Source organism: Sphingomonas gellani (assembly GCF_900110035.1).
In the GTDB taxonomy this organism is placed as follows: Bacteria; Pseudomonadota; Alphaproteobacteria; order Sphingomonadales; family Sphingomonadaceae; genus Sphingomonas; species Sphingomonas gellani.
Genome location: NZ_FOCF01000007.1, coordinates 73,997 through 97,199, shown reverse-complemented (window position 1 = coordinate 97,199; position 23,203 = coordinate 73,997). Strand labels below are relative to the sequence as shown.

Here is a 23,203-nt window from a genome sequence, read left to right as displayed (position 1 = left end):
GCGGGGCCTTGGCGGCAGGAGTTCATCGCCCGTCCCAAATCGTTTAAGGTAGAGCGATGCGCATCATTCTTCGGTTCGCCGCCCCGTTGATCGCCACCCTGCTGGCCGCTCCGGCATGGAGCGGCGCCCAGCGTGTCGCGCACGCCGAACCGGTGGCGAGGGCGCAGGTCGCGTCGGGACAGGTCGCCGGGCCATCCTCGCCGGCCGACCTGTTCGGCGAGTTGTTCGTGCGGGTTCAGCTGGCGCCGCTGTTCCGCGACAGCAAGACGTTCGTCGATGCCGTGCCGCGTCGCGCGCCATCGGAGATCATGGCCGACTATCGCCGCGAACGGCCCGCCGATACGGAGGCGCTGCGTCGGTTCGTGCTGCGCGAGTTCAGCTTTCCGCCGCAACCGGCCGCGGCGCAGCTGCCGTCCTTGTCCCTGCGCGACCATATCGCCGCATTGTGGCCGCATCTGGTGCGACCGCCGCTGTCCCCGCCGGCATACAGTTCGGCGCTGCCGCTGGATCGGCCGTTCATCGTGCCCGGCGGGCGCTATCAGGAATTCTATTACTGGGACGCGTATTTCACGATGCTCGGCCTGGTACGTGACGGTCGCGCGAAAGACGTGACGGCGATGGCCGACAACTTCGCCGACCTGCTGGCGCGCTATGGACATATCCCGAACGGGACGCGAAGCTATTACCTGTCGCGGTCGCAGCCGCCGTTCTTCTACCAGATGGTGGCGCTGACCTCGCCGGCCGATCCGGCCGCCGCCGACGCCCGTTACCTCGACGCGCTGATGGCGGAGCATCGGTACTGGATGGACGGCGCAAAGGACGTGCGTCCCGGTACCGCGGCGAAGCACGTCGTGCGGCTGGCCGACGGCACGCTGTTCAACCGCTATTGGGACGCCCGCGCGACGCCGCGCGACGAATCCTATCGCGAGGATGTCGCCACTGCCGCCGCATCGGGCCGTCCGGTGGGCGAGGTGTACCGCGATCTGCGCGCCGCGGCGGAAAGCGGATGGGATTTCAGCTCGCGCTGGCTGGCCGACGGACGGCGGCTGGAAACGATCGAAACGACCGCGCTGGTGCCGGTCGATCTGAATGCCCTGCTTTACGGGCTGGAACAGGCGATCGCCGCCGGCTGTACGCGGCGTGGCGATCGGCAATGCGCGGCCGCGTTCGACCGGCAGGCGAAGACGCGCGCGGCGGCGATCCGGCGGTATCTGTGGGACGACGCGGCGGGCGCCTTCGCCGATCTTCATTGGCAGAGCGGCCGGCGGAGCGACCGTCTGACGATCGCGACGACGATGCCGCTCTACGTCGGTCTCGCCACGCGGGCGCAGGCCGATCGCGTCGCACGGACGGTGGAGGCCAGGTTGTTGCGGCCCGGCGGCGTTGCCACGACGACGGCCGCGACCGGACAGCAATGGGATGAGCCCAATGGCTGGGCGCCGTTGCAGTGGATCGCGATTACCGGTCTGGATCGGTACGGGCACAAGCGCCTGGCCGACGCCATCGCGACGCGCTGGGTCCGCACGGTCGCCGGCGTCTATGCCCGCGACGGGCGGCTGGTCGAGAAGTACGACGTCGATACCGGCCGGCCGGGTGGTGGTGGCGAATATCCGGTACAGGACGGGTTCGGCTGGACCAACGGCGTCACGCGCGCGCTGCTCGATCGACCCGGCGTTTCGGAGCGATAGCGGCGGCCGCCGCCATCACGAGGTTCGTGGGGCTGGCGTGATGGCGCCGAGGCCGAGGGGTTGACCCGCCGCGCGCCGGCTCCGCATACGTCGCCACCGACTGGCGGCCGCCTTTGGGGCGAGCCGGAGGGCGGGTGCCTCGACCTGCCGCGATGGGAGAAGTTCGATGGGTCGATCGTTGCGCCGTGCCGCTGCCATGCTGTTCCTGGCGTCGCTGTCCGCCTGTGCGCCATCGCTGAAGGTCATGAGCTTCAACGTCCGCTATGCCTCCGACGAGGGGCCGACCCGGTGGGAGGCGCGCCGGCCGGTGATGGTGGCACTGCTGCAAAAGGCGCGGCCGGACCTGATCGGGACGCAGGAACTGCTGCAGCGCCAGGGTGACGATCTGGTGCAGGCGCTGCCCGGTTATCGCTGGTTCGGACGCGACCGGTACGGGACCCATGTCAACGAGCATATGGGCATCCTGTACCGCACCGACCGCCTGCGCGTCGTGCAGCAGGGCGATTTCTGGCTGTCGGACACGCCCGATCAGCCGGGCAGCATGAGCTGGGGCACTGACCTGCCGCGCATGGCGAACTGGGCGGTGTTCGAGACGATCGGCGGTCCGCCGCGGCGGTTCCTGTTCGTCGACACCCATCTCGCGCACCGCGACCAGGACGATGCGGCGCGGGACAAGGCGGTGCGGCTGATCCTCGATCGCCTGCCCAGCCTGGCCGCAGGATTGCCGGTGGTACTGGCCGGCGACATGAACGCGCGTCCCGATACCGCGGCCTATCGCACGCTCGCATCCGCGCTGTCCGATGCGCGCGAGCAGGCGCCCACCCGACGCGGTCCCGACATGACGTTCCACGATTTCACCGGCGTAGCAGACCGGCGGATCGATTACCTGTTCCTGCGCGGGCTTCATGCCAGCGAGGTGGTGACCGACACGTATCACCAGGGGTCGACCTATCCGTCCGATCACTTCCCGATCTGGGCGCGGCTCAGCTTCGACCGGGCGCCGCGCGACAAGTGATGCGCGCGGAGCGGCGGCGGCAAGCGGAGTAGGGGCGAGGCAGCCGTTTCCGGGCCGCCCCGCACCGGCGCTTAGCCGCCCTTGCGGGCGGTGCTGGTCGAGAAGGGGCGCGCCGACCGTGCGGTGGCCCAGTTGCGGTTGGGCGTCGCCTGCATGCGGAAGCGGAGCTCGCCGCCCGCCACGATCTCCTGATGGCGCAGATAGCCGCGGTCGAGCGGTTTGCCGTTCAGCGTCACCCCGCCGATATAGGGGTTCGCGTCGCTGAGCCCGTCGGTCACGATCGTGAAGCGGCGTCCGTTCGGCAGGTTCAGCACCGCCCGGTTCACGAACGGCCGCCCAATCACATATTCCAGGCTGCCCGGCGCGACGGGGTAGAATCCCAGGCCGGTGAAGACGAGCCAGGCGGACATTTGGCCCAGATCGTCATTGCCCGACAGCCCCTCGGGCGTCGCCTTGTACTGGCTGTCGACGATCTGCTTCAACCGTTCCTGCGTCCGCCACGGCTGGCCGGCATAGCTGTACAGATAGGCGACGTGGTGGCTCGGCTCGTTGCCGTGGATGTACTGGCCGATCAGCCCGGCGATATCCTCCGCATGGCTGTAATCGATTTTGCTGTTGTCATACTCGAACATCTGGTCGAGCTTCGCGACCACCGCCTTGTCGCCCTTCATCAGGCGGAACAGCCCGGCCTGATCGTGCGGAACGAACCAGCTATATTGCCAGGCATTCCCCTCCGTATAGTCGGAGCCGTAGTTGATCGCGGTGGGATCGAACGGGGTGCGGAAGCTGCCGTCCGCCTTGCGCGCGCGCAGGAAGCCGGTCTTCACGTCGAAACTGTTGCGCCAGTTGCCGGCGCGCTTGCCGAATTGCGCGGCGACATCCTTGCGCCCCATTGCCGCCGCCATGCGTGCGATGGTCCAGTCGTCATAGGCGTATTCGACGGTTTTCGATGCCGCCTCCGGCTCCCGGTCGATGGGCACGTAGCCGCGCTTCATGTACTCGCCCAGACCACCATAGGGGGCGTAGGTCGCGCTCTTCACCATCGCGTCCAGCGCCGCGTCGGCGTCGAAGCCGCGAATGCCCTTCAGATACGCGTCCGCGATCACCGGGACCGCGTGGTACCCGATCATGGTCCAGGTTTCTCGACCCTGAAACTGCCACACGGGCAGGATGCCGTAGGGGCTGACCTGCTGGCTGGCGACCAGCGAGCGGACGATCTCGTTGTTGACGCGATCGGGCTGGATCAGCGTCATCAGCGGCTGTTCGGCGCGGAACGTGTCCCATAGCGAGAAGGTGGAGCGGAAGGTGAAGCCCTCCGCCTTGTGGACCGCATTGTCGGGACCGCGATACCGCCCGTCGGCATCGCCCGCGACGGACGGCGCGATCAGCGTGTGGTACAGCGCCGTCGACAGCATCCGCTTCATCGGCGCGGGCGCGTCGATCTCGACCGCGCCCAGCTCGCGCGCCCAGGCGGCGGTGGTGCCGGTGCGGATCGCGTCGAAATCGCCCGGTTCCGCGTCGAGATTGCCGATCGCGCCCGCCTCGTCCACCGACGAGATGGCGACCTTCGCCTCCAGCGGCCGGTCGAGCCGCCCGAAGTCGAAGCGTGCCACCAGCGCGCGGCCCAGCCGCTCGGGCAGATCGTCGCTGCCGCGGCCGGGACCTTGGAACCCCTTGTAGGTCACGTCCTTTTCGGTGTCGACAAAGGCATGATCCTTAAGCGGCGCGGAAAAGCGCATCGCGAAGAACAGCTTGCGGTCCGGTGCCCAGCCGCGCGTTTCGCGCGTGCCGGTAACGGTGCCGTCGGGGTGCAGCCGGATCGACGACCACAGCATCTTGCCCGGATAATTGTACAACGAGGTGCGCAGGTCGAACACCAGATGCGCGGCATCGCCGGGGCGGAAGGTGTAGCGATGCACGCCGACGCGCGTGCCCGCCGTCATCTCCGCGCGCACCTTCGCATCGTCCAGTGTGACCGCGTAATAGCCGGGTACGGCCTGTTCGTTGGCATGGCTGAAGCGGGAGCGGTAACCGCTGCCCGGCACCTTCGCATCGCCGGGTTCCAGCGACACAGTGTCGCCCGATGCCGGCATCATCAGGAAATCGCCCAGGTCCGAATGGCCCGCGCCGGAGAAGTGGGTCAGCGAGAAACCCTGAATGGTCGGATCGTCATGGCGATAGCCGGCGGCATGGCCGTAGCAGTCGCGGATCGTGCAGGTCGTGTCCGTATCCGGGCTGAGCTGCACCATCCCGAACGGCGCCACCGCGCCGGGAAAGGTATGACCCTCGCCACCCGTGCCGATGAAGGGGTCGACGGCGGCCGACTGATCGGGCGCGGCGGTGGCAGGGGTGAGAGCGGCGGCCGTGACCAGGCCGAGAGCGAGCGCGGCGAGGGACAGCGTGTGCAAGCGGGCCATGCGGGTCTTCAACCTTTCGAAACGCTGGACGCGGCCGATGCATGCGGATGGCGGACCGGGCGCCGCCACGCATACACCGCCGGATCGGTGCTTCAAGAAAGCACGACATCGCCGCCGTGAAAACCGAAAACGTCTTTTGTTATGGCCTGCCGCGCACACGAAGCTGCTCCATTTGACAAATTGATTTCGTTATTCGATCCTCCCGTCATGCTGACTCGCCGAAGACAGGGCGAGGGGTGTGTGCATGGGAGAGGGCGACAGCCCTCGCGACAAAGGGTGGCCAGATGATGCTTGCTCGAACACACGCGATTTCGGCCGGGCGTCGCCCGATATCGCGGGCGATGATCGCCGCGCTGTTTGCCTGCACCGCCCTGACCGCGTCGGTGCATGCGCAGTCGGGCGCGCAATCCGGCCCGCCGCGTGCCGCCGCGCGAGAGCCGGTGGACGAGGCCAGCCCGCTGGTCGGCACCGCGCCGCTGGATCGGCGCGAGTTCGTCGGCAACGCTCCGCCGCCGGGTGAGCCGGTCTATTCGGGCCAGACCTCGCCCGGTGCGCGCCTGCCGCACAGTTCGGTCGAGGTGGCGCCGGTCAACGTTAATCTGGAACTGAGCTATCCGACCGGGGTCGGCGCGCCCTACCATTACCCCAACCCAACGATCATGGGCTTCACCGCCGGCGGCGGGTCGACCTATGGCGGCCATGCCAAGCCCTTCATCATGCCGATCGTCGGCGATTGGACGGTGCCGCCAGCCTATACCCAGGTCCATTACGACAAGGCGCGGGAGACGGCGTCGCCGGGATATTATTCGGTCGATCTGGATGGCGGCACGCGCGTCGAGCTGACCGCGACCCGCTGGACCGGGTTGATGCGCTTCACCTTCCCCGCCAGCGACCGCTCCAGCATCCTCGTCAACTTGCCGCGCGCGGGTGGCACCGTCGAGATGGTCGGGGACCGCAAGATCCGCGGCGCGGCGGAGGATGGGCGGGACGACGACTCCGCGGATGGACCGTATTTCGTCGCCGAGTTCTCGCGCCCGTTCCGCGACGTCGGCACGTTCCGCAAGTCGCCGGGCGACCAGCCGGTCTGGGGCATTGGGGACAAGGATGTGGAGCCGGGCCGGCGCACCATATCGGGCGGCTTCGCCGGCGCCTATGCCACCTTCGCCACGCGGCAGGGCGACACGACCCTGGTGAAGATCGCGCACGGCCACAGCTATGCCGAGGCGGAGCAGAGGCTGCGCACGGAGAGCCCGGGCTGGAACTTCGACGGCGTGCGTGCGGCGGCGCGGCGGGAATGGGCGGATCTGCTGGGCCGGGTCGAGGTCACCGGCGGCACGCCGCAGCAACGGCGGCTGTTCTATTCGACGCTGTTCCAATCCTTTGCCAGCCCGCGCCTGATTGCCAAGGCCGGTGAACAGGTGATCGGCCGTGGGGGGAAGGTGTCGGTGGCTGCGCACAACCGGTACAGCGCGGTGCCCTATTGGGACACGGCCCGGAACCAGATCGCGCTGCTGGAGCTGATGGAGCCGGACTTGTTGCGCGAGGTGATGCAGTCCGAACTGGACGCGGCGCGCGAGCGGGGGTTCATGAACACCTCATTCCACGGCGACCATGCGGTGCTGATGTACCTGGGCGCGATGCGGCGTGGCATCCCGTTCGACTATGCCGCCGCCTATGACGCACTGAGGCGCAACGCGACCGATCCGAAGGGACCGCGCCCGTTCCTGGACGAGTATGTGGGCAAGGGCTGGATCTCCGACGTCGTGCCGGAGGGCAACCCCAGCCCGCCCTATGCCGGCGGCAAGGCGGGCATGGACAAGACGCTGGAATATGCCTGGGACGACCATGCCCTGGCGGTGATGGCGGCGCAGCTGGGCAAGAGCGACGATGCGACGGCGCTGATGAAACGCGCGGGCAATTACCGCAACGTGTTCGACCGCTCGATCGGCTTCATGCGCGGGCGCACCGACGACGGTCGCTGGATCACGCCGTTCGACCCGCGCGAGCCTTATTACAACTTCGCCAGCAAGGAGGCGTCGGGCTGGTCCAATCTGTGGCTGGTGCCGCACGACGTGGGCGGCCTGATGACGCTGCTCGGCGGACGGGCGGCGTTCAACGCGAAGCTCGACCAGTTCTTTTCCACCCCCTACGCACCCAAGGGCATCTGCCGCGACTGTACGGGGGTGATCGGGCAATATGTGCAGGGCAACCAGCCCGACCAGCATGCCCCTTATCTGTATGCCTGGAGCGGTCAGCCGTGGAAGACGCAGGCGCTGGTGCGGCGGGTGCTGGCCGACCTGTACGGCAGCGACGCGGCGGGCAACGGCTATCCCGGCATGGACGACCAGGGTTCGACATCCTCCTGGTACGCGCTGAGCGCGATGGGTTTCTATCCGGTCGATCCGTCCACGCCCAACTACATCATCGGCAGCCCGATCTTCGACCGGGTGCGGATGCGGCTGGGTAACGGCCGCACGCTGGAGGTGGTGGCCCGCAACAACTCCGCGGCCAACATGTACATCCAGTCGGCGACGCTGAACGGGCGTCCCTGGACCAAGCCGTGGTTCAGCCATGACGACATCAAGGACGGCGCCGTCCTGGCGTTCGTCATGGGTCCAAGGCCGAACCCCGCATGGGGCAGCGGCCCCGATGCGGCGCCACCGTCCATGTCGGACCGGGCACGCTGATCATGGAGAGAATGCAGATGTTGAAGCTGACCGCTGCGGCGTTGGCGATGATGGTGGCGACCGGCGGGGCGGGGGCGCAGACGGCCCCGCCCAGTCCGACCGGTGCGGCCTATACGGGCCTTGTCACCACGCGCTGGGGCAAGCAGGTGACGCCCGAAAATGCATGGCGCAGCTATCCGCGGCCGCAACTGCGGCGAACGGCGTGGCAGAACCTGAACGGCCAGTGGGATTATGCGATCACCAAGGCGTCGGCGGTGCAGCCGACGCGCATGGACGGCAAGATCCTGGTGCCCTTTCCCGTCGAATCGCGCCTGTCGGGTGTCGCAAGGCGCGTGATGCCGGACGACCGCATCTGGTACCGCCGCAGCTTCACCGTGCCGACGGATTGGGCGGGGCAGCGGGTCATGCTGAACTTCGGCGGCATCGATCACAGCGCCACGATCTGGGTCAATGGGGCGGTGGCGGGGTCGCACACCGGCGGCTTCGACGCGTTCGGGATCGACATCACCGATCAGCTCCATCCCGGCCAGAACGAGGTGGTCGTGCAGGTCGCAGACCCGACCTCCGCCGGCAGCCAGCCGCGCGGCAAGCAGATCCTGGACCCGTCGGGCATCTGGTACACGGCGGTCAGCGGCATCTGGCAGACGGTGTGGCTGGAACCGGTGCCCAAGCTGCACATCGCGGACGTGCGCGCCACGCCGGATATCGACCGCGGCGTGCTGGACGTGGAGGTCGCGCTGAGCGCCTGGGCGAACGACAGCGATGCGGTGCGGATCACCGCGCGTTCGGGTGGGAAGGCGATCGCGTCGACGATCATCCGCGCAAATCGTCGCGCTGAACTCGCCATTCCGAATGCGCGGCTGTGGTCGCCGGAAACCCCATTCCTGTACGACCTGACCGCCGAACTGGTCACGGTGCGCGACCCCTATAGAGGGCGCAAGGAGGGCGATCGCAGTTCGTATGACTCACGCTTCACGCCCGCCGAGGATGCGAACTATGCCGCCGCGCCGGTAGTGGGTGCGGTGCGCGACCGGGTCGACGGCTATTTCGCGATGCGCAAGATCTCGGTCGGGCCGGGCCGCGTCGCGGGTCAGCCGGCACTGCTGCTCAACAACAAGCCGTATTTCCAGAACGGCACGCTGGATCAGGGCTGGTGGCCAGACGGACTGTGGACGCCACCGTCCGAGGAGGCGATGCGGTACGACCTGGAGTGGCTGAAGAAGGCGGGCTTCAACATGGTCCGCAAGCATATCAAGGTCGAACCTGCGCAATACTACTACGACGCGGATCGCCTGGGCATGCTGATCTGGCAGGACATGCCGTCCGGCGGGGGCGAGGACCAGTTCGTCACCGGGTCCAGCAAGGCGCAGGCGGTGATGTCGTCGGACATGATGGCCGAGAACCAGAGCGAACTGACGCGCATGATCGGCGACCTGCGGGCGTTTCCCTCCATCGTCATGTGGGTGGTGAACAACGAGGGGTGGGGCCAATATGACTCCGCCACGCTGGCGCGTTACGTGAAGGGCATGGATCCCAGCCGGCTGGTCAATGCGGACAGCGGCTGGCTGGACGTCGCCCCGGACGTGTCCGATGTGTTCGACATCCACACCTATGAGGACGTGCCGAACGTGCCGACGCGGCAAAGCCGGCGGGCGATCGTGCTGGGCGAGTATGGCGGTATCGGCCTGCCCGTCGCCAATCACCTCTGGCGGCCCGGCAAGGACAATTGGGGGTACCAGGCCGCGAAGGACGGCACCGATTACCTGGCACGCTATCGCCGCAAGATGGAGGGCGTGATCCGACAGGCGCGCGAACATGGGCTGAGCGCGTCCGTGTACACGCAGACCACGGATGTGGAGGATGAGATCAACGGCCTGCTGACCTTCGATCGAGCCCAGGAGAAGGCATCGCCCGAGGCGCTGTCTTCGATCGTCGCGCCTTTGTGGCCGGAGAAGTCGGCGCGATAGGAGCGCGCCGGATCGGTCGATCGGGGGGCAGGCATCGCTCATCCCGGTTGGTTAAGGTGTGTGAGCGCTTCCATTTTGTTGCCGTAACGACACAGCTTCGCGCGGTCGAAATAGCAGGCCGCGTCAACCGCCACTTCTAATTGACAAGTTGCTTTTCATATTCTTCAATGCGTTCGGCCGCACAGTACAACCACGGTGGCCGATCGACCCTGAAAAGGGCCGGTGGTGGGGCAAGAACAGGTCGCCGGGGCGGCCGGATCACTTTTTGGGAGGGAAGCGAACATGGGCGTGGTGCATCGGCATGCGATTTCGGCCACTCGGCGGCGGCGCATGCGCGGCCTGATGATTTCGGCAAGCGCGATCGTGGGCATCATCCCCGCCGCGCACGCCCAGCAGGCGCCGACTTCTCAGCCCCAGCCACAGGGTGCCGGCCAGGTGCAGGACCCGCTCAGCACCAACGCCGACTCGGGCGCGACGAGCGCCAATTCCGGCGCCGGTGGGGCACAGGCCGCGGCCGAGGGTCCGGCGGACGGTGCGGACATCGTCGTCACCGGCTATCGCCGCTCGATCGAGGAAAGCCTGTCGCAGAAGCGTGAGGCGAACGCGTTCGTCGACGTGATCACCGCCGAGGATGTCGGCAAATTCCCAGACAAGAACGTCGCCGACGCGTTGCAGCGCGTTCCCGGTGTCACAATTGAGCGTGACGGCGGTGAAGGCGCCCGCGTGAGTATCCGCGGCCTCAGCTCCGACCTGACGCTGACCGAGCTGAACGGTAACTTCATCGCATCGGCTGACGACAATCCGTCGCGATCGTTCGACTATCTTCTGCTGCCTGCCAACCTGATCGGTAGCGTCGAGGTGTTCAAGTCGCCGGAAGCGCGGCTAGACGAGGGCGGCGTGGGCGGCGTCATCATCAATCACACACGCAAACCGTTCGACCTGAAGCCTTGGTCCGGCAACATTCAGGCGGAAGGGACCTATGCCGACGTAACCAAGAAAGTCGAGCCAAACGTGTCCGGCCTGCTGTCCTGGCGTAACGAAGACAAGACGTTTGGCCTGCTCGGTGGCGTGACTTATCAGGAGCGCACGAACCGTACGTTGAGTGCTGGCACTGAAAGCTGGCACTGGTGGTCGGACAATGACACCGCCACTCCGGCGACCGACGTCAACGGCAAGCCTTTCGCTAACAATGATGCGATTTCGTATTGGGGAAGTGGCACGACCGCGAAGGACGGGACGCATTACAGTGGCTACTGGGCCCCGCAGTCAGTGGACGAATCGGTATTTATCCAGAAGCGCAAGCGGCTCGGCATTCAAGCAACGGCGCAGATGCAGCCGTTCGAGGGGATGAACATCACCGCGAACTATTTCCGGTTCCAACTGCAGGGAAATAACGTCAACAACACCCTAAAAATCCCTGAATGGGGCTATGGCGACTTCTTCACCGGCGCGACGCTCGACAAGAGCGGGACGATCTTCCAGTCGGCGACGTTCCAGGTGCCGGCTGATGGGACGGGATGCCGCACTACCGTTAATGCTAACGGTTCCGCCCGTAATCCATGCACGATGGAGACGCCTGCGATGCAGAGCTCTTTGACGCGCACGAAGTACGTCTCGAACACCTATGACGTTCATGGTGACTATACTCATGACCGTTTTGACGCGTCATTCACTCTCGGCAAGACGCGGGCGCATGGCGGCCCGTCGTTCACCTTCTTCGTGCAGGCCAAGCCGCGCAAGGTGACGGGCAACGGCTTCGCCGGCAACGTCAACGGTAATCTGTTGAGCCAGTGGAGCTTCAATAACCAGTCGGTCGACATGGCGTTCTCGCCGGAGTTGCAGCAGAACCTGACTAACGGCATCTCGCAGGTCGACCTCGGTTCGACAGGATCGGGTTTTTCTAACAGCAGCGTGCAGCAGCGCTATGCGCAGATCGACCTGACCCGCCACTTCGACACTTTCATCGACTCCATCCAGGTTGGTGCCAAGTGGCGCGACGCGAGCGTCCATCGTGAAACGGGCCGGTTTGAGTGGTATTCTGATCCGGCTAACACGCTCCGTTATCAGGATACGGCCGGCGCGGCCGTCACACAGCCCGATTTCTTCCTGAGTAAGCCGATCGGCAACATCGCAGGTGGTTTCAACACCACCGTGTTTCCCGCGTTCAACATGAACAACTATCTCAACTATTTGAACACGACGTATAACGGCCCGGTGCGCGTGCCAGAGCCTGAGAACCAGTACGATATTAAGGAGCGGATTTGGGCGGGCTATGCGCAGCTGAACTACAAGTTTGATACCGTCCGCGGTAACATTGGTCTTCGTGTCGCGAACACCAAGCAGTCGGGCGTGTCGACTGACGTTCTCTATTACGAGAATGATTACTGTGTGAACACTAACGGGAACCCGTTCACACCGCCGCCAGTCGGACCGGACGGAAACTGCTTGGTGCTGCCGCTCGCCCAGCGAGAAGTAAAGGTGTTCAGCACGAACAACGAGAACAAGAGCTACACAGACTTCTTGCCAAGCTTCAACATTTCCTGGGACGTTACGCCTAACCTGCTGGTCCGCGGCGAAGCGTCGAAGGTGGTGGCGCGGCCGAGCTATGGCGATTTGGCAGGTGCCCGGTCGCTGACGTTCAACTCCGACGCGTTTGTCTACGATCGTCGTCAGTTCGGCGCGCTGCCGGGCTGGTTTGGCGGTGGCGGTAATTTTGACCTGAAGCCGTTCAGCGCGTGGCAGTACGACGTCGGCATTGAATGGTACTTCCAGCGCGGTTCTGTTGTCGGTGCCACCGCCTTCCGCAAGGATGTGAAGAACTTCATCGTCCCATTGGTGCTTGACATCCAGTCGGAGGTGGCCGGCCAGTCAGTGCTGGTGCAGCAATATTCGACCTCCGCGAATGGCTCCAAAGCGGTGTCACAGGGTGTCGAACTCTACGCGCAGCACACGCTTCCGTTCGGTCTGGGCGCTCAGGTGAACTTCACCTACAACGATACCTCAGTTGCCGATGTCACGTTGAACGGTCAATCAGTGGGTACATCGCCGCTGGTCGGCAGTTCCAAGACGCAGGTGAACGCGTCAGTGTTTTATGAAAACAAGCGGCTGCTGCTGCGAGCCTCGTACAATCGCCGGGGTGAGCGTGTCGGTGGCATCCAGTCGGGCCTGAACGTCTACACCGATCCATATGAGCAGTTCGACCTCAACGCGTCATACAACTTCTTCGACAATCTCCAACTGACCGCATCGGTGGTCAATTTGACCAAGTCTGAGGAACGTCAGCATCTGGGCAATGATACCAAGGATCGTTTCCTCTACAACGAGTATACGGGTCGTCGTGCCTATGTCGGCCTGTCATACAAGTTCTGATGTGATCTAACCGCTCCTCCGCCTGGATGGCCCCTTTGCGGGGGCCATCCATTTTTCTGGTGCGGCAGGAGATGTTCAATAAAGCGGAGCCCTGACCCGATGACGAAACGCTGGCTCCGTGGCGCGCTTGCCTTTTCGGCCCTTTCCATGTGCGGGCTGGCGTCAGCGTCCAATCCGATCGTCGCCGGCTGGTATGCCGATCCGGAGATCCACGCGTTCGGGAAGCAATACTGGATCTACCCGACCTATTCGGACGATTTCGGCACGCCGGATCGCACGACCCGCTTCACCCCGCAGCAGGAGGAGGCGCGCAAGCGGCATACGGTGCGCCCGTCCTATGCCTATCAGACCTTCTTCAACGCCTTCTCGTCGCCGGACCTGGTGCACTGGACAAAGCACCGCCACGTGTTCGACGTGACGAATGCCGGCTGGGCCGCCTATGCGATCTGGGCACCGTCCGTGCTGGCGGCGAACGGGCGTTACTACATGTTCTTCAGCGCCAACGACATCCAGAGCGACAAGGAGCTGGGCGGCATCGGCCTGGCAGTCAGCGACACGCCGGGTGGTCCGTTCAAGGACGTGCTGGGCAAGCCCTTGATCGGCGCGTTCCACAATGGCGCGCAGCCCATCGACCCCTTTGCCTTTCGGGACAGGGACGGGCAGGTGTACCTGTATTATGGCGGCTGGCAGCACTGCAACGTCGTGCGGCTCAGCCCCGACCTGAAGTCGGTGGTCCCGTTCCCCGACGGCACGACCTACAAGGAGATCACGCCCCCCGGCTATGTCGAGGGATCGTTCGTGATCCAGCGAAAGGGCGTGTATTACCTGATGTGGTCCGAGGGCGGCTGGACCGGGCCGGACTACAGCGTCGCCTATGCGATGGGACCGTCGCCGGTCGGTCCGTTCAAGCCGATGGGCAAGATCCTGAAGCAGGACCTTCGCATCGCGCGCGGGGCGGGGCACCATTCCGTGGTGCAGGTGCCGGGCACGGACGAATGGTACATCGCCTATCACCGCCGGCCGCTCGACACCGATCGCGGCGAGCATCGCCAGCTCGCGATCGATCACATGTATTTCAACACCGACGGCACGATCCGGCCGGTGGTCATGACCAACAAGGGCGTGGCGCCCCGGCCGATCCGCGGCGCAAAGTGACGCCCCTGGCGGTGCGAGACGAGATAAGGAGAATGATGGTGAAAAAGGGTCTTGTCTCGGTGTTGCGGACCACTACCGCTGCACTGGTGGCGGTTTGCCTCGCGGTCCCTGCACCGTTGATGGCGCAGGCGGCCGATGCGCGCGAAGACCAGCCGCTGGTCGATCTGGTCAACCCGCTGATGGGCACGGATTCCGATTACACGCTGTCCTATGGCAACACCTATCCCGCGGTGGCGGTGCCATGGGGCATGAACTTCTGGTCGCCGGTAACGGGCAAGATGGGGTCGGGCTGGGGCTACACCTATCACGACAAGAAGATCAGCGGCATCAAGCAGACGCACCAGCCCAGCCCCTGGATGAACGACTATGCCGCGTTCGAGATCATGGCCGAGACGGGGCCGCTGCGCATCAAGCAGGACGAGCGCGCATCGTGGTTCAGCCACAAGGCGGAGGAAAGCCACCCATACAAGTACAAGGTCTATCTGGCCGACCATGACGTGACGGCGGAGGTGGTGCCGACCAGCCGCGCCGCGCAGTTCCGCTTCACCTTCCCGCAGAGCGACGACGCGCATATCGTGCTCGACGCCTACAACAAGGGGTCGATGGTCAGCGTCGATCCGGCACGGCGGCGGATCACCGGCTATGTCCGCAACAACAGCGGCGGCGTGCCCGACAACTTCCACAATTATTTCGTGCTGGAGTTCGACCACGATTTCACCGTGTCGCGCACGTGGGACGAGAACTGGCAGCTGCACGACACGCTGAAGAGCGAGGGCGGGCATGTCGGCGCGGTGGTCAGCTTCAAGACGAAGAGGGGCGAGCAGGTCGGCGTCAAGGTCGCCTCGTCCTTCATCAGCCCCGAACAGGCCGAGCGCAACCTGACGCAGGAGGTCGGCCGCGACAGCTTCGCGCAGACCGAGGCGAAGGCGAAGGCGATCTGGGAAAAGGAGCTGGGCCGCGTGCGGGTCAGCGACCCCAGCATCGACAATCGCCGCACCTTCTATTCGGCGCTGTACCGCATGCTGCAGTTCCCGCGCATGTTCCATGAGATCGATGCGCAGGGTCGCAAGGTCCACTACAGCCCATACGACGGCAAGGTGCATGACGGGCCGATGTACACCGACAACGGGTTCTGGGACACGTGGCGCGCGGTGTTCCCCTTCTTCGCGTTGATGTACCCCGATGTCGACAGCGACATCATGCAGGGGCTGGTCAACACCTACATGGAATCGGGCTGGCTGCCGGAGTGGGCGAGCCCCGGCCATCGCAGCGTAATGATCGGGTCGAACTCCGCGAACATCATCGCGGACGCGTATCTGAACGGCGTGCGCGGTTTCGACGTCGAGACGCTGTACCAGGCGATGGTGAAGAATGCGACGACGTCCGAGGGACGGCCCAAGGACAAGAAGGGCAACGTGCTGGACGCGGTCGGGCGCGAAGGCGTCGAATATTACAACCGCCTAGGTTACGTTCCCTATGACGTCGGCATCAACGAGAATGCCGCGCGCAGCCTGGAATATGCCACCGCCGACTTCTCCCTGTCGCGGCTGGCATCGGCGCTGGGCAAGACCGCGGATGCGCAGAAGTACGCGGCGCAGGCGCAGAACTATCGCAAGCTGTACGATCCGCAGACCGGCTGGATGCGCGGCCGCAACCAGGACGGCAGCTGGGAGACTCCGTTCAACCCGTTGAAGTGGGGCGATGCCTTCACGGAAGGGAATGCGCTGCATTACAGCTGGTCGGTGATGCAGGACGTGCAGGGACTGGCCGACCTGATGGGCGGCCGGCAGGCGTTCGTGAACCGGCTGGATTCGATCTTCACCACGCCGCCCTTGTTCGACGACAGCTATTACGGACATACGATCCACGAGATCCGCGAGATGCAGATCGTCGACATGGGACAGTATGCCCATGGCAACCAGCCGATCCAGCACATGATCTATCTGTACGACTGGGCCGGCGCGCCGTGGAAGACGCAGCATCATGTCCGCGACGTGATGAAGAAGCTCTACTCCGCGACCCCCGACGGCTATCCGGGTGACGAGGATAATGGCCAGACATCCGCCTGGTACGTCTTCTCCGCGCTGGGCTTCTATCCGGTGACGCCGGCGGTGGGGCAGTATGCGGTCGGCAGCCCGCTGTTCCGCAACGTCCAGGTCACGATGCCCGGCGGCAAGATGCTGACCATTGAGGCGCAGAACAACGGCCCGGACAATGTGTACATCCAGTCCGTGACGCTGAACGGGCGGGCGTATGACAAGGCGTGGTTCTCGCGCGAAGACCTGCAGCGCGGCGGCACCTTGCGGTTCGTGATGGGGCCGAAGCCGAACACCGCCTGGGCGAGCGGCAAGGATGCCGTGCCCTATTCCATGAGCGCACCGACGCGGTGAGGGGATGACCGACATGGACCTGAATCGACGCGACCTCGTCTCCGGTGCCGGCGCGCTGGCGCTGTCCACGCTGCTGCCCACAGCCGCGACCGCCGCTGCCGCTCCGTTCGCAAGCAAGCGTCCGCCCGCCGGTCGGCGCAACTTCACCAGCCCGGCCGTGGAGGCGGAGATCAAGCGGGTGAAGGCGAAGATCGTGGACCCCGAAATCACGTGGCTGTTCGAGAATTGCTATCCCAACACGCTGGACACCACGGTCCAGCCCGGCACGCTGGACGGCAAGCCCGATACCTTCGTCATCACCGGCGATATCGACGCGATGTGGCTGCGCGACAGTTCGGCGCAGTTGCAGACCTATGTCCACCTGACGCCGAAGGATGCGGCGTTGCGGCGCCTGTTTCACGGCGTCTTGCAACGCCAGTCGCGCTGCATCCAGGTGGACCCGTATGCCAACGCCTTCATGAAGGACACCACCGCGCGGTCCAGCTTGCCCGCGATCAACGACGCGACGGACATGAAGCCGGGCGTGGCGGAGCGGAAGTGGGAGATCGATTCCCTCTGCTACCCGATGCGGCTCGCGCACGCCTATTGGACGGCGACGCGCGACAAGGCGCCTTTCGACGCTTTTTGGGCGGAGGGGATGACTCGCGCGGTCGCCACGCTGACGGAACAGCAGCGGCTGGACGGGCCGGGGTCGTACCATTTCCAGCGCCGCGATCTGTCGCCGACCGAGACGCTGATGTTCGGCGGCTATGGCGCACCGACGCGCAAGGTGGGGCTGATCCATTCCGGTTTCCGACCGTCGGACGATGCGTGCGTGTACCCGTTCCTGATCCCGTCCAACCTGTTCGCCGTGTCCGCGCTGCGCATGCTGGCCGTGGTGCTGCGGGAAGCGCGAGGTGACACCGCCGGCGCGGCTCAGGCCGAAGCCTTGGCGGCGAGCGTCCGGCAGGCGCTGGATGCGCATGGCAGGATCTCGGACGGGCAGGGTGGTCAGGTCTGGGCGTTCGAGGTGGATGGGTACGGGAACGCCATCTTCATGGACGATGCCAACGTGCCCAGCCTGGCGGCGCTGCCGCTGCTGGGATCGGCGGACCGCAACGACCCGCTGTACCGCCGCACCGCTGCGCTTGCCTGGAGCCCGCGCAATCCGTATTTCTTTGCCGGCACCGCGGCGCAGGGGATCGGCGGCCCGCATGTCGGCATGGACATGATCTGGCCGATGTCGATCGTGACGCGCGCCATCCTGAGCGACGACGACGCGGTGATCCGCCAGTGCCTGTCCTGGCTGAAGGCGACGCACGGCGGCACCGGCTTCATGCACGAAAGCTTCAACAAGGACGATCCGGCCAAGTTCACGCGGTCCTGGTTCGCCTGGGCCAACGGCCTGTTCGGCGACATGATCCTCGACCTGGAACGGCGCAAGCCGGCGCTGCTCGCGGCGACATACTGACTTCGGAGCCTGTTACCATGATGACGACGAACCGGCGCCAGCTCCTGTCGGGAAGCGGCCTTGCCCTGTTGGCGGGAATGGTGCCCGGCGCGGCGGGCGCGCAGGCGCCGGTGGCGGGCACGCCGGACCTGTTCGTCGGCACCGGCGGCCACGGCCACACCTTTCCGGGCGCGTCGCTGCCGTTCGGGATGGCACAGCTGAGCCCCGACACGGACAATGCGCGGTGGGACGCATGTTCGGGTTATCACAAGGATGATGGCTCGATCATGGGGTTCAGCCACACCCACCTGTCGGGTACCGGCATCGGCGACATGCTGGACGTGCTGGTGGTACCGACACGCGGGCCGCTGGAGCTGAAGCCCGGCAAGCTGGGTGATCCGGACGGCGGCTATCGCCAGCGCTTCTCCGACGGACATGCGGAGCCGGGATACTACCGGGTGCGGCTGGAATCTGGTGTGCTGGCGGAATTGACCGTGACGGAGCGGGTCGGGCTGCACCGCTATCGCTTCCCGCAGGGGCCCGGGCACATCCTGATCGATTTCGCACACATGATCCTGGACAGCTGGGACAAGGGCGCGCTGATCGAGAACGCGTCGCTGGCGCTCGCGTCCGACGGGATGTTGACCGGCAGCCGCCAGGTGAACCGCTGGGCCAAGGGGCGCAACATCCATTTCGCGATGCAGCTGTCCCGCCGCCCGGACCGCGTGGCTTTCTTCGGCGACGACGACAGGCCGACGGCGAAGGGCGCGACGTCGGTCACGGGCCGCAGCCTGAAGGTCGCGTTGTTCTTCGACGATGCGGGCAAGGCGCCGATCCTGATCAAGACGGGCGTGTCGGCGGTCGCGGTGGAGGGCGCGCGCGCGGCGCTGGCGGCGGAGGCACCGGGCTGGAACTTCGACGGGGTGCGCAAGGCGGCACACAATCTCTGGGCGCGCGACCTGGACTCTATCCGGGTTGAGGGCGGCACCGAGGCGCAGCGCACGATCATGGCCAGCGCGCTGTACCATGCGTTCCTGGCGCCAACCTTGTTCACCGATCGCGACGGGCGCTATGTCGGGCTCGATCGCCAGGTCCACCAGGCGCCGGCCGGCCAGCCCGCCTTTTCCACCTATTCCACCTGGGACACCTATCGCGCGCTGCACCCGTTGCTGACGCTGGTCAGGCCGGAACAGGCGGCGATGTTCACCCACGACCTGATCCGACAAACGCGCGAGAGCCCCTATGGGCCGCCGGTCTGGCCGCTCCAGGGGGTCGAGACCGGCACGATGATCGGGTGGCATTCCGTGGTCATCATGGCGGAGGCGAAGGCGAAGGGGATCGTCGCGGATTACGCCGCCGCATGGCCCAACATCCGCCGGCGCGCGTTCGACCGCACGTTCAAGGACAGCGACAGCTCGCTCGGCCGCGGCGACTATTACGATCGCGGCTACATTCCCGCGGACAAGGTGTGGGAGTCGGTCAGTCGCACCCAGGAATATGCCTATGACGACTGGGCGATGGCGGTGCTGGCCGATGCGGCGGGCGCGCATGACGACGCGGCAGCGCTGCGCAAGCGCAGCCGCAACTATCGCAACGTCATCGATGCGAAGATCGGCTTTGCCCGGCCCAAATTCTCCGACGGCAAGTGGTGGACGCCCTACGATCCCATCCAGCTGGGTCATATGCCAAAGCCGTGGTGGCGCGACTATACGGAGGCGAACGGCTGGCAGGCGACCTTCCTGAACCAGCATGACGTGCACGGGCTGATCGCGCATATGGGCGGCGACAAGGCGTTCGAGGCGCGACTGGACGCGCTGTTCAACGCGCCATCGACCCTGCCCGAAAACGCACCGCCCGACATATCCGGGCTGGTTGGCCAATATGCCCATGGCAACGAGCCCAACCAGCACGTCGCCTACCTGTACGCCTATTGCGGCGCGCCGTGGAAGACGCAGGCCATGGTCCGGCGCCTAATGGTGGAAATGTACAAGGCCGATCCCGACGGCGTGATCGGCAACGACGATTGCGGGCAGACCAGCGCGTGGTTCATCATGAGCGCGCTGGGATTCTATCCGGTCGATCCGGTCAGCGCGACCTATGTCTTCGGATCGCCGCTGTTCGACCGGGTGGAGGTGGCTGTCGGCCATGGCCGCACCTTGCGGATCACGGCAGAGGGCAACGGCGCGCAGAACCCGTATGTCCAATCGGTGCGGTGGAACGGGCGACCTTATACGCGCAACTGGATCTCCCATGCCGATCTGGTCAAGGGCGGCGAGCTGGTGTTCCGGATGGGCCCTGCGCCGTCGCGGTTCGGGACCGCTCCGGCAGACCGGCCGCCATCATTCGGCCAAGCGGCGGTTTAGATCGCGACGGAGTGATCCACGGGCGGGATCGTCGCGTGGCGGGCCGCCCCGATCGCGCGTGCGGGCGCTAGGCGGTTGCGGCGCGACCGTCACCCGGTGTCGCGGACGGGGCCTTCCACAGTGCGCCCGGCTTCGGCAGCAGGAAGTGGCTGAACGGCAGGATCGCCGCACCCACCGCGGGCGCATCCGCCGACAGGGCGGCGCGGGCGACGGGCGCACGGGCGGGCAGGGTGTCGGCGGCGGCCCTCATCAACGCGTTGGCCCGGTCCGCCAGCCGTTCCAGCAGGTCCGTCGGAAGGCGACCGCCGACCAGCACCACGGCCGGGTTGATGAGGCAGTTGATCGCCGAAAGCGGTGCGCTCAGATGCGTCGCGGCCTGTTCGATCCAAGCATCGACACAGGCGTCCAGCGCCGGATCGAGCGGGCCCTGCGCGCGCATGACGTCCTGCAAGGCGTGACCATGGTCGTGCAGGTGCCGGGCCAGGCCGGACAGCGACACCATGCGCTGCACCTGCTGCCGCGCCGCGCCGCCATCGGACACCAGCATGAAGCCGAGCTCGCCGCTGCGCCCATCGGAGCCGCGGATATAGGTGTTGTCGACCACCAGGCCGCCGCCCAGACCGGACGAGATCAGGATGTAGAAGAAACTGTTGTAGGTCTGCCCCAGCCCGAACTGCATCTCCCCCATCGCGGCGGCGGCGGCGTCGTTTTCGGTGAAGACGGGCAGGTCGAGGGGGCGGGCGAACAGGTCGGCCATGTCGACCTGTTCCCAGGTCGCATAGGCTTCGGGCCGTCCGGGCAGGTCGACGCTGCCCAACTGATCCGGAATGGCGACGCCCAAGCCGACGACTTTCGCGATGTCGACGCCTGCGCTGCGCAACATCTTTCGCACGGAAGCACGGTACAGCGCCCGCACCTGGTCGGGCAGCGCGAAGTCGACCTCTTCCGAGATGCGCGCGAGCGTCTGTCCGGCGAAGTCGACAAGGACGATCGTGATGTGATCGCGGTCGATGTTGATGCCGATGGAGTAACAGGCGTCGCGCCGGATCACGAGTTTGGTGGGCGGCTGTCCGCGTCCGCCGCGGCGCTGCCCCGCCTCCTCGATCAGGCCATCCTGAAGCAGCCGACGCGTGATGTTGGCGATCGCGGGCGCGGTCAGGCCGGTTATCCCGGCGAGGTCGACGCGGGTCAGGGAGCCGCAGACACGTATCGCATGCAGCGTCACTCGCTGGTTATGGTCGGCCGCACGTTCCAGGTTGGTGCCCGACAGGCGGGGGCGGGTGCGCGCCGTCGCCGTCATCGCGCGGCCCCTTGCGCTGCGGTCCGCCGCCCCGGTGATTCTGTGATCGATAATCGGGGGCGATGCGGGCACAGTGGATGGAGCATGGTCGATGCGGGAGCCTGGCGACGATCGGGATGAACGGCCAACCATCGCAGCATGACTGCCCCATGTCCATGACCCACACGCGTGCGCGTCTCCACCGCAACATGATGCGGGCACGTCATTCAGATTGTATTATGCAATTTGGCTAATTAATCCTGCTGCGAAGAAGTATTCGGACGTTGCCGCGAGCTCCGACGGGCAGCTGCGCGGAGGGAGGGGAAATGAACATCATCATGGTGGCAGGGGACATGGGGCAGGTACGGTGCGCGCCGACCGACGAGGCCAGGGACATGGCATCTGGGCGTCAGACACGTCGCCTCCTGCAATGGGCGCCGCGCTGATGAGCGGGGTGGAGGGCGACGCGGCTTTGGAGGGTCGTTTTCCGGGGCCGTTGGCGGGTATCGAGCTGGGCGGCACGAAATGTGTCTGCACCCTGGCCACCAGTCCCAGCGAGATCGTCGATCAGCGCACGGTGGACACCCGCGCGCCATCCGAAACGCTGCCTGCGATCCTCGACATCCTGCACGAATGGCAGCGGGCGCACGGCGTGGCGGGGATCGGCATCGGCTCGTTCGGCCCGCTGGACCTCGATCCGCGATCGCCGCGCTACGGACAGATCCTCGCCACCGCCAAGCCGCACTGGCCGGGCACGGACGTGCGCGCGATCCTGTCCGCGCCGTTCGGCGTTCCCGTCGGGTTCGATACCGACGTCAACGGTGCTGCGTTGGCGGAAATGCGCTGGGGCTGCGCGCGGGGGCTGATCGATTTTGCCTATGTAACGGTCGGGACTGGCGTGGGCGTCGGTCTGATCGTCCATGGCGCGCCGACCCGTGGCATCGGCCATAGCGAGGTGGGGCATTTGCGCGTGCCACGCGCGCCCGGCGACGACGTCCCCAGCGCCTGCCCCTTTCATGACGATTGTATCGAGGGGTTGGCGTCCGGATCGGCGCTGCGGATGCGGCTTGGCGGTCGGGACATCGACGCGGTCGGGCCGGACGATCCCGTATGGGACCCGATCGTCCATGCGCTGACGGGGATGTGCCACGCGCTTGTCTGCACCACCGGCCCCCTGCGCATCGCGATCGGCGGCGGCGTCCCGTCTCGCCAGCCGCAGCTGTTGCCGCGGATCGAAGCGGCGCTGAGGGCCAGCCTGAACGGGTACATGGATCTGCCGGAGGGCGGCCCGTACATCGTCGCGCCGGAACTTGCGACGCTGGCCGGACCCTTGGGATCCGTCGCGCTTGCCCTAGATGCCGTGGTGGCCGCTCAAACGCGCTGACAAGCAGGTGCCGCCTTTCAGCGGCACCGGAACGGGGAGGGGCAGGGGTGGGCCCGTACA

General features: G+C 65.9%; 12 protein-coding genes. 10 read left to right on the top strand and 2 right to left on the bottom strand.

What is annotated here, in order from left to right; all coding sequences use genetic code 11:
- Nucleotides 1-56 precede the first annotated feature (56 nt).
- Together treF and BMX37_RS13825 are read left to right on the top strand one after the other, a co-directional pair.
- The gene (treF, locus tag BMX37_RS13830) at nucleotides 57-1,688 is read left to right on the top strand and encodes an alpha,alpha-trehalase TreF (RefSeq protein WP_093666343.1); all 1,632 of its coding nucleotides are present in this window, start codon (nucleotides 57-59) and stop codon (nucleotides 1,686-1,688) included.
- 166 nt (nucleotides 1,689-1,854) lie between these two features.
- Nucleotides 1,855-2,703, top strand: coding sequence for an endonuclease/exonuclease/phosphatase family protein (locus tag BMX37_RS13825; RefSeq protein WP_093666342.1), 849 nt, complete (start codon nucleotides 1,855-1,857; stop codon nucleotides 2,701-2,703).
- Between the two features lie 71 nt (nucleotides 2,704-2,774).
- Here the strand turns inward: BMX37_RS13825 and BMX37_RS13820 are convergent, their stop codons facing one another.
- Complete coding sequence (locus BMX37_RS13820) at nucleotides 2,775-5,120, bottom strand: GH92 family glycosyl hydrolase (protein ID WP_093666437.1); 2,346 nt, start codon at nucleotides 5,118-5,120, stop codon at nucleotides 2,775-2,777.
- A 341-nt stretch (nucleotides 5,121-5,461) separates the two neighbouring features.
- On the opposite strand from BMX37_RS13820, the gene BMX37_RS13815 reads away from it, so the two are divergent.
- From BMX37_RS13815 to BMX37_RS13785, 7 genes are all read left to right on the top strand, one after another.
- Nucleotides 5,462-7,807 carry a GH92 family glycosyl hydrolase gene (locus tag BMX37_RS13815; protein ID WP_093666341.1) on the top strand — a complete coding sequence of 782 codons (2,346 nt, stop codon included), beginning with the start codon at nucleotides 5,462-5,464 and terminating at the stop codon, nucleotides 7,805-7,807.
- Nucleotides 7,808-7,824: 17 nt separating this feature from the next.
- A complete protein-coding gene (locus BMX37_RS13810; RefSeq protein WP_244501594.1) occupies nucleotides 7,825-9,774 on the top strand; it encodes a glycoside hydrolase family 2 protein in 1,950 nt (649 codons plus the stop codon).
- A 282-nt stretch (nucleotides 9,775-10,056) separates the two neighbouring features.
- Complete coding sequence (locus tag BMX37_RS13805) at nucleotides 10,057-13,143, top strand: TonB-dependent receptor (RefSeq protein WP_093666340.1); 3,087 nt, start codon at nucleotides 10,057-10,059, stop codon at nucleotides 13,141-13,143.
- A 99-nt stretch (nucleotides 13,144-13,242) separates the two neighbouring features.
- Nucleotides 13,243-14,298, top strand: a complete 1,056-nt coding sequence (locus BMX37_RS13800; RefSeq protein WP_093666339.1) for a glycoside hydrolase family 43 protein — start codon at nucleotides 13,243-13,245, stop codon at nucleotides 14,296-14,298.
- A 38-nt stretch (nucleotides 14,299-14,336) separates the two neighbouring features.
- Nucleotides 14,337-16,688 (top strand): GH92 family glycosyl hydrolase, encoded by a 2,352-nt coding sequence (locus tag BMX37_RS13795; protein ID WP_093666435.1) that lies wholly within the window; start codon nucleotides 14,337-14,339, stop codon nucleotides 16,686-16,688.
- Between the two features lie 13 nt (nucleotides 16,689-16,701).
- Nucleotides 16,702-18,138, top strand: coding sequence for a glycoside hydrolase family 125 protein (locus tag BMX37_RS13790; RefSeq protein ID WP_093666434.1), 1,437 nt, complete (start codon nucleotides 16,702-16,704; stop codon nucleotides 18,136-18,138).
- A 17-nt stretch (nucleotides 18,139-18,155) separates the two neighbouring features.
- The gene (locus BMX37_RS13785; RefSeq protein ID WP_093666338.1) at nucleotides 18,156-20,480 is read left to right on the top strand and encodes a GH92 family glycosyl hydrolase; all 2,325 of its coding nucleotides are present in this window, start codon (nucleotides 18,156-18,158) and stop codon (nucleotides 20,478-20,480) included.
- Nucleotides 20,481-20,547: 67 nt separating this feature from the next.
- Here BMX37_RS13785 and BMX37_RS13780 read toward each other — a convergent pair whose 3' ends face one another.
- Entirely contained in the window at nucleotides 20,548-21,780 is a 1,233-nt protein-coding gene (locus BMX37_RS13780) for an ROK family transcriptional regulator (RefSeq protein ID WP_093666433.1), read from the bottom strand.
- 424 nt (nucleotides 21,781-22,204) lie between these two features.
- On the opposite strand from BMX37_RS13780, the gene BMX37_RS13775 reads away from it, so the two are divergent.
- The gene (locus tag BMX37_RS13775) at nucleotides 22,205-23,143 is read left to right on the top strand and encodes an ROK family protein (protein WP_093666432.1); all 939 of its coding nucleotides are present in this window, start codon (nucleotides 22,205-22,207) and stop codon (nucleotides 23,141-23,143) included.
- Nucleotides 23,144-23,203 lie beyond the last annotated feature (60 nt).